The 13,954-nt window shown below is 34.0% G+C and carries 10 protein-coding genes; 4 read left to right on the top strand and 6 right to left on the bottom strand.

All coding sequences use genetic code 11. The features are described 5' to 3' along the window. Window positions 1-12: 12 nt before the first annotated feature. Window positions 13-1,074: a nucleotidyltransferase domain-containing protein gene (locus AC5LXV_RS02105; RefSeq protein WP_493467255.1), complete on the top strand. Its 1,062-nt coding sequence runs from the start codon at window positions 13-15 to the stop codon at window positions 1,072-1,074. A gap of 65 nt (window positions 1,075-1,139) precedes the next feature. Here the strand turns inward: AC5LXV_RS02105 and treC are convergent, their stop codons facing one another. From treC to AC5LXV_RS02075, 6 genes are all read right to left on the bottom strand, one after another. Then, a complete protein-coding gene (gene treC / locus AC5LXV_RS02100) occupies window positions 1,140-2,816 on the bottom strand; it encodes an alpha,alpha-phosphotrehalase (RefSeq protein WP_493467254.1) in 1,677 nt (558 codons plus the stop codon). Between the two features lie 78 nt (window positions 2,817-2,894). Further along, complete coding sequence (gene treB, locus AC5LXV_RS02095) at window positions 2,895-4,322, bottom strand: PTS trehalose transporter subunit IIBC (RefSeq protein WP_493467253.1); 1,428 nt, start codon at window positions 4,320-4,322, stop codon at window positions 2,895-2,897. Between the two features lie 180 nt (window positions 4,323-4,502). Then, on the bottom strand, window positions 4,503-5,465 hold the full coding sequence (gene treR / locus AC5LXV_RS02090; protein ID WP_493467252.1) for a trehalose operon repressor TreR: 963 nt from the start codon (window positions 5,463-5,465) through the stop codon (window positions 4,503-4,505). A gap of 575 nt (window positions 5,466-6,040) precedes the next feature. Further along, entirely contained in the window at window positions 6,041-7,129 is a 1,089-nt protein-coding gene (locus tag AC5LXV_RS02085) for a 5-methylcytosine restriction system specificity protein McrC (RefSeq protein WP_493467251.1), read from the bottom strand. 5 nt (window positions 7,130-7,134) lie between these two features. Continuing rightward, window positions 7,135-9,513 carry an AAA family ATPase gene (locus tag AC5LXV_RS02080; protein WP_493467250.1) on the bottom strand — a complete coding sequence of 793 codons (2,379 nt, stop codon included), beginning with the start codon at window positions 9,511-9,513 and terminating at the stop codon, window positions 7,135-7,137. 153 nt (window positions 9,514-9,666) lie between these two features. Continuing rightward, a complete protein-coding gene (locus AC5LXV_RS02075) occupies window positions 9,667-10,005 on the bottom strand; it encodes a winged helix-turn-helix transcriptional regulator (RefSeq protein ID WP_110434881.1) in 339 nt (112 codons plus the stop codon). A 134-nt stretch (window positions 10,006-10,139) separates the two neighbouring features. On the opposite strand from AC5LXV_RS02075, the gene AC5LXV_RS02070 reads away from it, so the two are divergent. The 3 genes from AC5LXV_RS02070 to AC5LXV_RS02060 all read left to right on the top strand — a co-directional run bounded on the left by AC5LXV_RS02070 (window position 10,140) and on the right by AC5LXV_RS02060 (window position 13,922). Then, window positions 10,140-10,775 (top strand): NAD(P)-dependent oxidoreductase, encoded by a 636-nt coding sequence (locus AC5LXV_RS02070; RefSeq protein ID WP_110434882.1) that lies wholly within the window; start codon window positions 10,140-10,142, stop codon window positions 10,773-10,775. Window positions 10,776-11,117: 342 nt separating this feature from the next. Beyond that, window positions 11,118-12,485 carry an allantoinase AllB gene (gene allB / locus AC5LXV_RS02065; RefSeq protein WP_493467249.1) on the top strand — a complete coding sequence of 456 codons (1,368 nt, stop codon included), beginning with the start codon at window positions 11,118-11,120 and terminating at the stop codon, window positions 12,483-12,485. Between the two features lie 54 nt (window positions 12,486-12,539). After that, window positions 12,540-13,922 (top strand): NCS1 family transporter, encoded by a 1,383-nt coding sequence (locus AC5LXV_RS02060; protein ID WP_493467248.1) that lies wholly within the window; start codon window positions 12,540-12,542, stop codon window positions 13,920-13,922. The last annotated feature ends 32 nt before the right edge of the window (window positions 13,923-13,954 follow it).

Genomic DNA, 13,954 nt, shown 5'->3' with positions numbered 1-13,954 from the left:
AAAGAATATTAGATGACAATTGATGATTTAAAAAGGCAAAATTTAATCTTATTTGAAGTTATCAGTGGTAGTCGTGCTTTTGGATTAGCCACTGAAACATCCGATACTGATATCAAAGGGGTATTTTACCTACCGAAAGAAAAATTTTATGGACTTGAATACATTCCGCAAATTAGTAATGCCTCGAATGATATTGTCTATTATGAATTAGGCCGGTTTGTTGAATTACTGCTTAAAAATAACCCTAATATTTTAGAAGTGTTAGCTTCCAGCTCGGAATGTATTTTATATCAACATCCGATTATGCAGCAGTTGACCCTCGATCTTTTTTTATCTAAACAAACCGAACAAACATTTGCTCATTATGCAATATCGCAAATAAAAAAAGCTAAAGGGTTAAATAAAAAAATTAATAATCCGGTAGAAGTTAAACGAAAAACAGTACTGGATTTTTGTTATATCATTCAAGGGCAACATACTTATCCAATTACCAACTGGTTAACCAAAAATGGTTTACAGCAACAGTGTTGTGGTTTGGTTAATATACCTCATGGTAGAGATTTATATGCTCTCTTCTATGATGCGTCAGGTAGTTGTGGTTATCATGGCATTATTCAGCATGAAGATTCCACGGAACTCTGTTTATCTTCGGTGAAAATCGATACCCCTGTGATGGCTTATTTGAGTTTTAATCGTGATGGCTTCTCATCGCACTGCCGTGACTATAAAGCGTATTGGCAATGGGTCGCCAATCGTAATCAACAACGTTATAAAAATAATATTGAAAATGGTAATGACTTTGATGCTAAAAACATGATGCATACCATTCGGTTATTGCAAGTTGCCTACGAAATCATGACAAAAGGAACCATTACCAATAAACGACCTAATCGTGATGAACTGTTAGCCATTAAGCAGGGTAAATTAAGTTATGATGAGATTATGCAACTTGCTGAATCACTATTAGCAAAAATCGAAACTGCATCATTATCATCACGATTACCAGATCAACCTAATAACCAAAAAGCATTAGCAGTTTTGCTAACTATGCGTAATCACTTATATCAATCATAATGATTAATAAAAAAGCGCTCATTTTAATAATGGCGCTTTTTTACATTCAATTTTACTAAAGCTTATTATTTATCATCACCAGCCAATAAATATAATGCTTCGTATGGTCTTAATTGGATTTCAGCGTCGACTGCCGTTGCTTGCTGATAATTACTCAATAATCTTTGCCAATTAGCACTTTGTAAGTTTTTTGGTAACTGCCAGTTAACGGGTTTTTCGGTTAGATTGATTATCACTAATAGTTGTTGATTATTATAACGGCGCAAGTAACACCAATAATCAGCAATATTGGCGGTTAAATCTTGATAATCACCAAAAATAAAGATTGGATACTCTTTACGTAACTTAATTAATGTTTGATAGCAGTAAAAGATCGAATTCTGATCAGCCAATGCGGCTTTGACATTAATTTGTGGGTAATTATTTGCCACCTCAATCCATGGTTGCCCCGTTGTGAAACCAGCATTTAGGCTATCATCCCATTGCATAGGCGTACGACTGTTATCACGTGATTTACTCGCTAAAATTGCTAAAATTTCCGCTTCATTCATCCCTTCAGCTATTTTTTCTTGGTAGATATTTAAACTTTCAACATCACGATATTGGTTAATATTATTAAAATGTGGATTGGTCATGCCGATCTCTTCGCCTTGATAGAGATATGGTGTACCTTGTAATCCATATAGCAACATGGCAAGCATTTTGGCGGATTCTGTGTGATATTGGTTTTCATTACCTAAGCGTGACACAATTCGCGGTTGGTCATGATTACACCAAAAAATGGCATTCCATGCTTTAGCATGCATCCCAGTTTGCCAATCACCAATAATATTCTTTAACTCAAGCAGATCTGGTTTCGCTAATGCCCATTTATAGCCATTTGGATAATCAACTTTTAAATGATGAAAGTTAAAAGTCATAGTGAGCTCTTTTCCGTCTAACGAGGCATATTGCAAACAGTTGGCTAATGAGGTCGAAGACATTTCACCAACGGTTTTGAGATCATTAGGTTGAAAGGCATCGCGACTCATTTCTTGTAAAAACTCGTGGATTTTAGGTCCATCCGTGTAAAAGCAGCGACCATCCCCGTTTTTATCATCTGCAAAATCTTGTTGTTTGGAGACTAAATTAATCACATCTAACCTTAAGGCATCCACGCCTTTGTCTGACCAAAACTGACACACTTTTTTAATTTCAAAGCGAACTTGCGGATTTTCCCAATTAAGGTCCGCCTGCTCTTTGGCAAATAAGTGTAAGTAATACTGCCCTGACTGTTCATGCCATTGCCACGCTTTACCGCCGAATTTGGAGCGCCAGTTATTGGGTTCACTGCCGTCGGTTTTAGCATCTTTCCAGATATAAAATGAGCGATAAGGGCTAGATTTATCTAAGGCTGATTTAAACCATGGATGCTCGGTTGAGGTATGGTTAAACACCATATCCATCATAATGCGGATACCACGTTCATGCGCCTGTTTGACTAATAATTCAAAATCCGCCATTGAACCATAAGCCGGGTCGATATCGTAATAATCGGCAACATCATAGCCATTATCAATTTGCGGTGATGGATAAATTGGCGTTAACCAAATGGCACTAATACCAAGTTTTTTTAGATAATCTAAACGACTGATAATACCTAACAAATCACCGGTTGCCTGATCTTGACTGGCTTGAAAACTTTTTGGGTAGATTTGGTAAATGGTGCCGTTTTGCCACCATGGGATAGCTATTTTATTCATTGCTCGCTCTTTATTTTTAATCAGTAAATTGTAATATTCACCCTTCTGTAAAGTTGGGTGAATCACCCTGGCTATTCTTTATTGGACATTGAGCGTGCCTTTTTTCTGTTTTATTTTGTAAACAATGGTGGTTAATACGATTGGCACCACAATCGCCACCAACATAGCCAAGGCATAAATCGCCCAGAAGACAGGTTTTATCGATAGGATACCGGGTAATCCACCGACGCCGATACCATTGGATAACACCCCATATAAGCCACAAATTAATCCGGCACAAGCAGCACCAATCATGGCGCAAAACATCGGAAATTTATAGCGTAAATTGATACCATACATCGCTGGCTCTGTCACACCGAGATAGCCAGATATTGCTGCAGGAATGGATACTTCACGTTCATTATGTTTTTTACTTATTAAGATGATACCAACCACCGCTGAAGCTTGGGCAATATTGGATAAAGCGATAATTGGCCAAATCGGTGTGCCACCCATGCTTTCGGTCATCTGCATATCGATGGCTAATGTGGTGTGGTGAATACCTGTAATAACCAAAGGAGCATAGAAGAAGCCAAAAATAGCAGAGCCAATAAAGGCATAATCACCGGTCATTAAATACTTAACCACATAAGCAATACCATCGCCGAGCATGCGCCCAATTGGTCCTAAAACGAAGTGAGCTAAGACGACTGATACCATTAAGGCAACAATTGGCACGATAACTAGATTTAAGTAATCAGGAATAATTTTACGAAGCCGTGTTTCAATCCATCCCAACGCTAAACCGGCAAAAATTGACGGTATAACTTGTGCTTGATAGCCAACTTTAGCAATGGTAAACCAACCAAAATCCCATACCTTGGGAATGGCCTTACCCAAATCATAAGCATTCATCAGTTGTGGTGAAACTAATGTGATGCCTAATACAATGCCCAAAACGGGTGATCCGCCCATTTTTTTCACCGTAGACCAGCAAATAGCTACTGGTAAGAAGTGAAAGATAGCTTCACACGGTAACCATAGGAAATCGTTAATTGGTATCAGCCAACTAAAAGTGTGTATTAGCGGTTTATTGTCAATGGTTGGCATTTCACCAATCACATTACGTAAGCCAAGTAGTAAACCACCCGCAATGAGTGCGGGTAATAATGGCACGAAGATTTCCGCTAAATTCGAGATTAACCGTTCAAACCAGGACATATTTTGTTTAGCTGCGGCTTTGGTTTGTTCTTTGCTTGCTTCATCAATATTTAACTGTTCAGTGAGTAATTTGTAATAACGGTCAACATCCGTGCCAATAATAACTTGGAATTGCCCGGCGTTATTAAAGCAACCTTTGACAAAAGGTAATTCTTCAATAGCTTCAACATTGGCTATTTTCGGATCAGCAAGCGCAAATCTTAATCTGGTTAAACAATGGGTGACACTGGCAATATTTTCTTTTCCGCCAACCAGCTCAATTAGTTGCATAATTGATGCGGTTGAAACTTTAGGTGCTTTCGCCATTGTTAAATCTCCTTATTTTCAATTTAAGCCAATATTTTAGTTTTTAGTTAAATCATTTCGCTCCTAATTTGATAGAGATTAAGCATAAATGGAATTACTATTTAAATAAATGGGAACGTTCCCTTTTTGTGACAAACCTCACAATTTTGCGGCAATATCGCGTTATAAGATTAAAAATCGTTAATTAACAATTTGGGATGGCACCGTAATGATTTTCGCTTTTACTTCACTCTGTAGTGTTTGCAAGAGTTCATTTGCGGCATAGGTGCCAGCTTTATCAAAACCAAGATCGACGATAATCGTTTCGGTAAATAAAAAATTAAGAAGATCGCTATTACCGATACTAATAACAACAATATTATTAATATTTTTTTCAGATAAGTATTTATTTAAACCTAAGGCAATTGAATCGGTGGCACAAACGATCGCTGTTGGCGAATCAAGTAAGACTGATTCAGCAAGTTCATAACCTGAATAAAAACTTAACTTACCAAGCACCGCATTTGGCTTAATTTTATGAGTATGACAAAAATCAATATAGGCCTGATAACGTAAACCACCAGTAGTTTGATCTTGTTTATCAACACCAATAAAACCTATTTTTTTATGTTTTTCTGATTGATATAAGTAAGTTAGTGCTTTATTTACTGCACCAATATCATCATAACAAATACAAGAATAAGCCGGAAATGGCCTTGCAATAACCACACATTTATTTCGCCAAAATGCTAACCGAGAACTCTCTAATCCAGTAAAAGCAAAAACCACCACCCCATCAGCTTGTTTTTCTTTTAACATTCTCAGGTGCTCTTCAACTTTAGGCGCACTAAATTGGCTCTCAATAATAATCGGATCATAACCATTAGCATAAAAAATGGGTAACATACTTCGAACAGCATGATTTTCCGAGATGGAATCGAGGCGAGTGACAATAATGCCAATCACTTTATTACCATAACCACGCATTGCTCTAGCCGATTTCGATGGCGTAAATTGATATTGTTCAATGATTGCCATCACTTTATTGCGAGTTGATTCCTTCACCATTGGATCGTGATTAATGACTCGCGAAACAGTGGATTTACTAACACCACTCAATTTGGCAATATCTTTAATGGTTAAATTAGTTAGTGACTTACTCATAATCAATTTACGGAATGAATATCAATTAAATCATAGTAATATAGATTGAAGAAAATAGCGATATTGACGCTTATTATGCGGTGGCAAAACAACTTAATTTGTTATTGGAAAATAATATTAATATATTGTTTTAATTTGTTTTTATTATAATCAATCAGCATATATTGCTAGTAATAGATTTATTGTTATCGACTGCGAAATCTTGATAGCAAAGTCAATTATTCTCATGACTGCCATCATTTAAAAACTTAAATTGACTCAATAAGTGATTTTTAATCATTACGTTGATTACATTGAATTTATCAACCACAGTATTAGCTCTTTATTGTGTTTAACAAATCCTACACTAGGATGGTATTGACGATTACTATAAATATACCACATCGAAAACTGAACAAAACCCTTATCCAAAGATAATAATTATTGCCCGTAATAAAAATCTAAACCGAGATGAATTTTATTTTGTTTGTGGGCTAAGCGCCAAGCATATTTATTAAAAAAGGCAGAATAGCCCCTTTTCTGAGTAAGCTTAAACCCTACTAGTTTTAGTGCTATATTTTGATTTGAAGTTTTACCTATATATCAGAGAATAAAGTTAATAAACTAGTTTTAATTGACTGTGCATCTTGAGTTAAATCAATCGTACAAAAAATTAATTTATGCCCTTGAATTATTACATGTTCATATATTGATTTATTCACCGTTGGATATAATAACATTCCTGATGATGATAGAGATAATGGATCGTTGATTTGCTCTTGGCTTCTAACATAGGCATAGAGTTGATAAAGATGAGATGTTTTAAAAGAGCTACTGTTTTTAGAAAAAATTGAAGTACATTTAGTATCAATGATTAATCGATTATGTGTCGTAATATTTTCAATGATTAAATCAGTTTTCATATTAGGCATAAATTTTTCAATATTATTTGTAGATTGCGTATATTGCCATTTAAACTGTGTTCCTGATGATATTGAATAATTGTTATGATCAAAGTGAATTTGACAAAAACCTACAATTGCTTTTTCAAATAAAAATCTTAACCATTCATCCGTTTTATTCAATATATTAACCGAGTGATTTCCTACAAATTCAGTTGGAATTGATAATTCAAAAATAAGCTTTGCTATAGACAGCAATAGAATGTCTTGTCGATTATATTTATCAAAATAATCAGCTTTATAATTATAATTTTTTAATTGCCCAACCTTTAATCTATTAAATCTATTTATTATTTTTTTGCATTCATTACGTAAATTATGATCAGTTAATTGATTGAATAAAACATGTGCTGCGCCATGAATATATTGATTTTTAGGAATGTTACACGTCAATTCATTATATGAACATTGAACCTGCCCTTTTTCTAACAAAAATTTCCTTGCTGTACCAAAATTATCTATTTTTCCCCTAACTCTTGTTAAAGTATCTATCCGAGATTGGTAACCGTTTGATAACGATTTGCGTAATCGATCATTGACCACTTTAAAATAAAGTTCTGCAATAAGATCGATAATTTTTTCAGGATTTTCCTCAAATTTAACTCTCTGTTGTTCATTGATGTCTCTATATAAATCCGAAGCATATAACAAAAGTAACCATATATTTCTTATTGGTATCTTATTGAGAGTATTATTTGATGAAGGTAAATGATTAAGGGTCATATCATTTATAGATCATTAAGTACTAACTTATTCAAAGCAGTTTCAAGTTTATTTTTATCATCAAACCAATATTCTTCTAATAAAGGCTTAATTTCTGAATCAATAATATCGGTATACCATGACAAAGCATCAGGTATAACATTATCATGCGTTAAATAACTATGACCTATTGTAAAAGCACTGCCTAACATTCTTTCATCGGTAACATATTGATTTAAATCATTCAAAGCATTTTTAATTTTCTCTAAGGTTTGTCGAGAAAGTTTCGTTTTTTCAATCATATAATTTAACCAACCTTCATTAAAGTTCGGTGATAAATTAAAAAAGGCAAAACGACGACGTAAGGCAAAATCAACCATAGCTAACGATCTATCTGCAAGATTCATAGTTCCTATGACGTATAAATTATTAGGTATAAAAATACCATTTTCATGTTCTCGTCGATAAGTCAGTTCTAAAGCTTCTGATGGTGTTCGTTTATCAGCTTCAAGCAGTGTCAACATTTCCCCTAAGATTTGAGCTGGATTACCACGGTTAATTTCTTCAATTACTATTACATAATTAGATTGCGAATCATTTCTTGCCTTATTAACCATTTCCAAAAATGGCCCATCAATAAGAACTAATTTACCCTCACTCGATGGTCGATAACCGCGAATAAAATCTTCATAAGACATACCAGGATGAAATTGTATTGATTTGATATTATTTGAATTTTTATAACCAACGATAATATTAGCTAAACGTTTAGCAAGCCATGTTTTACCGGTCCCTGGTGGACCTTGTAAAATAATATTTTTTCTACGATTTAGACTTGAAATCATCTTAGATATTAGCTGTTCGTCAACAAAACAACCTTCTTTAATTAAGTCAACTAAGTTATAACTTTGTTTAGCTATTAATTGTTGATTAACATCATCATTATCTATATTGTCATCATATTGGAAATTATTATTTAGTAATTGATATGTACCCTTATTCAAAAACAGTAGATTATTTTTATCTCTTAATCTTTGTAAGGTGTTACTTAAAGATTCAAAAATTGAATTATTATTTGGAAATTCATCTTCAAATTGCTTAAGGTAATTATTGAGCAGTTCTTGTTGGGTAAATATATCTGTTCCATTTTTTTGACATAATTCTTTTATAAACTGCAATGTAATAATTTGCCATTGGTTTTTTGATGAAAGATCATCTTCACTTAGATAATTTACATATTTCCGTAAAGCAGTCAAATAAAGTTCTGGAAAAGAATGGACATAAAAATAATTTTCTTTAAATCGAACAGATAAATCATCTAACAATTGAAGATAATCATCACCTTTAAAATAGTTTTTGCTTAAATTTTTATTTTTTATAAGACCTAAATCATCAGCTAGATATATTTTAGTTATTTTGTCTAATACCAAATAAGCATTAGGACGAATCCAGAATAAACCATTGGTTAATTGCCAAGAACAATAAGGTTGAGCCATAACATTATCAAATTGTTGTTTGAATTGATCTTGATAATTTTCATCCGCATTTGAAAAATTTAATGCAACAACATAAAAATCCCATAAATTATTGATCTCTTTTTGCTGATTTTCTGAATTAGTAAAAAACCATGAAAGCTGATTATTTAGTAATGGAACACCCTCAAAAGAATTTGGTATAGGCTCCTTTACACCAAGAAATTTAGCCCATTTTTTTGCTATTTTTTTTCTTGTAGATTCTTTAATATGTCGATTAAAAGTACCTAAAACTGTAAAAGGACAAATATCTTTTAAATTTTTATTAAGCAAATAAGATAAATTAAATTCTGTAGCAATCTGATTAACATATGAGAGTAAATCTAAACGCTTTTTCTTATCATGATAAACTAAGAGCTTATCAGCTATTTCTTCATAAAATGGTATCCATTTGAACAAAGTAATAGTATCTCCATAACGTGATTTCCAATAGGGGGCATTACGAAAATAATCTAAGTCTTGTGGTTTATCATAAAAAGTAAAGTCAATTAACTGTTTCGACAACGGAAAATCATCTTTAACACTCCAAATAGAGGATAAATTAGTATAAAAATACCATTTCTTATTTAAATTAGTTTTTTGCCAATCAATTTCTAATAATTTACCATCTTGATGATTTTTAGTTACTGTGCCAATAGCTTTAATTTCCATGACAGAGACTAGTTGACCTTTATTATTAAAAGGCAAATTATTTTTTAAATTATAAGTAGATTTAATAGCAACTTTTTCACCAACAGCAATAGAACGAACTACATTTAGAAATTTGTTTTCATAGCCGTTTTCCCAAATTCCATCTTTTATAAAACGTTCTGTTTGATCCAAACCACCACTAAATTTAGCGCTTAAAAACCAGTAAGTTTTTATTCCTTCCAATTTGAGTCCTTATATCCAATTATTTGATACTTTTAATAGTAAAAAATTATTTTTTGGGAAAATTTTATTCTATCTTTAAATAATAAATTAATTTATTTTTTTATTTGTGACTAAACTCTAAATTTAGAATATCTCTAATGAATTTTTTATCACTTAATTTATTGTAGTATTACATTGATGTTGATAATTTTTTCCCCAATCTAACATCGCATCATGCACCTGTTTTAAGCTCTGTCCAACCTCGGTTAAGGTATATTCCACTTTAGGTGGCACTTGGGCATACACTTTGCGGGTAATTAAGCCATTTTTTTCCATCGTTCTTAAATGCGAAGTGAGAACTTTTTGTGAGATGCCGTTGAGTGATTTTTTTAGTTCACCAAAACGTTTGGTGCCAGAAAGTAAGTCTCGAACAATTAGCACTTTCCATTTGTCCCCCATTAATAATAGGGTGGTTTCAACAGGACATGGCGGTAAATTTTCGATCGCCTGCATAATAATTTTCCTTTAATTTCAACAATAGTATCCATTTGGTAACTATATTACTACTTAGTACCTACTTTACAATAGAAACTTTGGATATTAAGCTAAAAAAATTAATTTATCTAAATCGTAATAAGGAGAATAAGATGAAAATTGCAGTAATTGGTGCAAATGGTAAATCAGGACAATTGTTGGTTAAAGAAGCATTATCTCGAGGGCATGATGTTACCGCGATCGTGCGTAATCCTAGTTCAAATACCGATTCAAAAGCGAAAGTATTAGTAAAAGATTTGTTTCAATTAACTTATGACGATTTAAAACCATTTGATGTGATCATTGATGCATTTGGTACTTGGGCGCCTGAATCGCTACCACTACATCAAACTAGTCTAAAACATTTAACCGATATTTTAAGCGGTAAACCTAATCGTTTATTAGTTGTTGGCGGTGCAGGTAGTTTATATGTCAATCCAGAGCATACTGTTCGTTTAGTTGATTCACCGGATTTCCCTGATGAATTTAAACCATTAGCCAATAATATGGCGAAAGCTTTAGATCAATTAAGAAATTGTAATGATGTGCAATGGACCTATCTAAGTCCAGCGATTGAATTTATTGCTGATGGCCCAAGAACAGGTCATTACATTGTTGGTGGCGAAGAAATTTTGGTTAACAGCCAAGGAAAAAGTCAAATCAGCTACGCTGACTATGCGATCGCCATGATTGATGAAGCAGAAAAAGCAAAACATATCAAACAACGTTTTACTGTTGCCACTGAATAATATTCTTATTAAGCCTTACATTAAGAGAGTCAACAATCAAATGGTTGATTTTAATGTAAGGCTCATAAATTAATCTTTTATTTTATACATCTAATGCAATCTTCCTTGTCAACACCCCAAAATAGTGCAAAACAATTAATCCATTGCGCGCAAATGGATCATTTTAGTGCATCATCAATCTAACAGAATAAGGTCATGTCTGTCATTACTTAGTTGTTTATTAATTGGCACGTTTATTGCATAAATCAAAGATTATTATGAATAATTTGATAATACCAATAATACTGATAATATGATTTATTATACGTTTAATTTGTAATCATTTTACTTGGGAAAACTATTATGCAGTACGATCTAATCATTAAAAATGGCCTTGTTATTCTCGAATCTGGCGAGATCTTTAGCGATGTTGCAATAAAAAATGGCAAAATTGCAGCAATTGGCCCTAATTTAGTGCAAGCCGATAAAATTATTGATGCTGAGGGCTTGATTGTTAGCCCCGGAATGGTTGATATTCATGTTCATATTAGTGAACCTGGCGGTGTACGTCATGAGTGGGAAGGCTATGTCACAGGAACCAAAGCATGTGCAAAAGGCGGAGTTACAACCTTTGTTGAAATGCCGCTGAATCAACTTCCAGCAACAACTAGTGGTGAAACACTTCGCACTAAATATGCTGCCGGCGAAGGAAAACTCTATGTCGATGTAGCTTCTTATGGTGGCTTAGTACCTTATAACCTGACTAATAATGGTATTGCCGAACAAGTTGAAGAAGGCGTCGCGGCATTTAAATGCTTTATGGCAACCTGTGGGGATCCCAATATTGATGGTGATTTTGCTAATGTAAATGATTATGCCCTATGGGAAGGGATGCGCCAAATTGCCAAAACCGGTAAAGTGTTAGCCATTCATGCAGAAAATGCCGCCATTACAGATATCTTAGGGCAACAAGCTAAAGCGCGAGGCGAAAGCACATTATCACAATATGTGGCTACTCGTCCGGCCTTTACTGAAGTTGAAGCTATTCGTCGAGCTATCTTTTTTGCTAAGCAAACTGGATGCCCGATTCACATTTGCCATGTAGCTTGCCCAGAAGGGGTTGAGGAAGTGATCAAAGCACGCCAAGAAGGTGTAAATGTGACTTGTGAAACCTGTATCCATTATCTCTATTTTACTACTGATCAGCTAGACGCCATTGGACCAATTGCAAAATGTTCACCACCAATTCGTGATCAACAAGCTCAAGAAGGATTATGGAAGTATCTCTTTGCTGGTCACATTATCACAGCCGTGTCTGACCATTCACCATGCACTTATGATCTAAAAGATAAAGCTAATGCTTTTGACGCATGGGGCGGAATCTCTGGAGTACAAAATAATGTCGATATCCTATTTGATGAAGCCGTACAAAAGCGTGGTATGTCGTTAAAACAATTTGCCGATATCATCGCTAAAAATCCAGCCGAAAGATACAACTTACCAGCTAAAGGCTCGATTAAAGTTGGTAAAGATGCAGACATTATCTTTATTAAACCGCATTCAAACTATGTATTAAAAGAACAAGATCTCGAATATCGCAATAAATTTAGCCCTTATGTAGGACGACAAATTGGGGCCCAAGTTGTGCAAACACTATTACGTGGCGAAACCATTTATCAGATAAATTCTGGTATTGATTCAACTCCAAGAGGAACTTTTATTCGACGTTAATCATTATAGTAAAACGATAAAAAATAGATAAAAAATAAGTAGGAAAGGAAAACCATGAAGAATAACACAACACAATCACCGACGACACCAACGCAGATTGATAGTTCGCTCTTACCCAAATCTAGCAAAGATCGAACTATGAATCCTTTAGCCTATTCCTTTATGTGGATTGGTGATGGTATGAATTTGGGTAATATGACTTTAGGTGCGAGCTTAGTAGTAGCGGGTGTCGCCACCATGAATATTTTCCAAACGTTTGCCGCAACATTTATTGCCATATTAATTATTACCACCATTTTTGTCTTTAATGATCGTTTAGGGTATCGCACCGGTATTCCTTACGTGGTACAACTACGCATGTCATTTGGAATAAAAGGCGCGATTATTTCTTCATTGCTACGCGGCATTCCTGCTATCGTTTGGTATGGATTTCAAAGTTGGATAGGTGCAACAGCACTCAATGAAATTATTAAAATATTATCTAATGGCGATTTTAATAATGTATTTATCTGTTTCCTTATTTTGCAATTTTTCCAAATTGTCTTATCACTATATGGATTCCATGCCATAAAATGGGTAGAAACGTTAATTTCAGTAGTTATTCTTTGTGCATTAATTTATGTCTTTATTATATTACTCAATAATCATCAAGAGATTATTATAGATAAATGGGTGAACACAGAAGGAACTTGGGGATTACCATTTTGTGGTTTTATTATGATGTTTTTAGGTAATTATGCTGCAATCTTCTTAAGTGCAGCAGATTATTCGCGAGAACTGAAAAGCGGTTTTAGCAATCGCAAAAGAGGTCTTCTCTATTTTTTACCAATATTTGTCGCTTACGGCTTTATTATTACCATTGGGGTGATGTTGGCGTCAGTCACCGGTAACTCTAATCCAGTTAAAGCATTTGCAATTGTGGTAAACAATCCATATATCACCATCGTGGTATCAGCCTTTATCGTGTTAGGTACTGTTGCGGTAAACATCGTTGCGAATATTATTCCACCAGCTTACGTAATTACGTTATTAACAAAAGCTAAATATAAAGTGGCGGTGACTATTACCGGGTTATTAGCTATCTCTTCTTTCCCTTGGGTTTTAGTTCAAGATACCTCAGCAAAGGGATTAGGTTTATTTATTTTAATTTATTCCGCATTCTTGGGACCAATTGTGGCAATTTTATTGGTGGAATATTATCTATTACGTCGCCAAAAAATTGATATAAACAGGTTATACGATAATAATGGTCAATTCTCTGGCTATAATCCAGCCGCGATTCTAGCTATGCTAATCGGTTCGGCGGCTGCATTTTATGAAGTAAGCTTAACGTGGATTGTCGGCTTTGTTGTTGGTGGAATAAGTTATATCTTATTAACCAAATACACTTTTAAAAATTCGCCATTCAAAAATGGAACCATTTTTGAAAACAAATAAATTTTAAGTGACAATTAAATGGCAGCAAATTT

The sequence above is a fragment of the Gilliamella sp. LMG 34359 genome (assembly GCF_984569085.1).
This window is presented reverse-complemented; position numbering and strand designations above follow the sequence as displayed.

Coding starts and splice junctions, on each gene's coding strand:
- AC5LXV_RS02105 (WP_493467255.1), top strand. CDS start 13: ATGACAATTGATGATTTAAAAAGGCAAAATTTAATCTTATTTGAAGTT.
- treC (WP_493467254.1), bottom strand. CDS start 2,816: ATGAATAAAATAGCTATCCCATGGTGGCAAAACGGCACCATTTACCAA.
- treB (WP_493467253.1), bottom strand. CDS start 4,322: ATGGCGAAAGCACCTAAAGTTTCAACCGCATCAATTATGCAACTAATT.
- treR (WP_493467252.1), bottom strand. CDS start 5,465: ATGAGTAAGTCACTAACTAATTTAACCATTAAAGATATTGCCAAATTG.
- AC5LXV_RS02085 (WP_493467251.1), bottom strand. CDS start 7,129: ATGACCCTTAATCATTTACCTTCATCAAATAATACTCTCAATAAGATA.
- AC5LXV_RS02075 (WP_110434881.1), bottom strand. CDS start 10,005: ATGCAGGCGATCGAAAATTTACCGCCATGTCCTGTTGAAACCACCCTA.
- AC5LXV_RS02070 (WP_110434882.1), top strand. CDS start 10,140: ATGAAAATTGCAGTAATTGGTGCAAATGGTAAATCAGGACAATTGTTG.
- allB (WP_493467249.1), top strand. CDS start 11,118: ATGCAGTACGATCTAATCATTAAAAATGGCCTTGTTATTCTCGAATCT.
- AC5LXV_RS02060 (WP_493467248.1), top strand. CDS start 12,540: ATGAAGAATAACACAACACAATCACCGACGACACCAACGCAGATTGAT.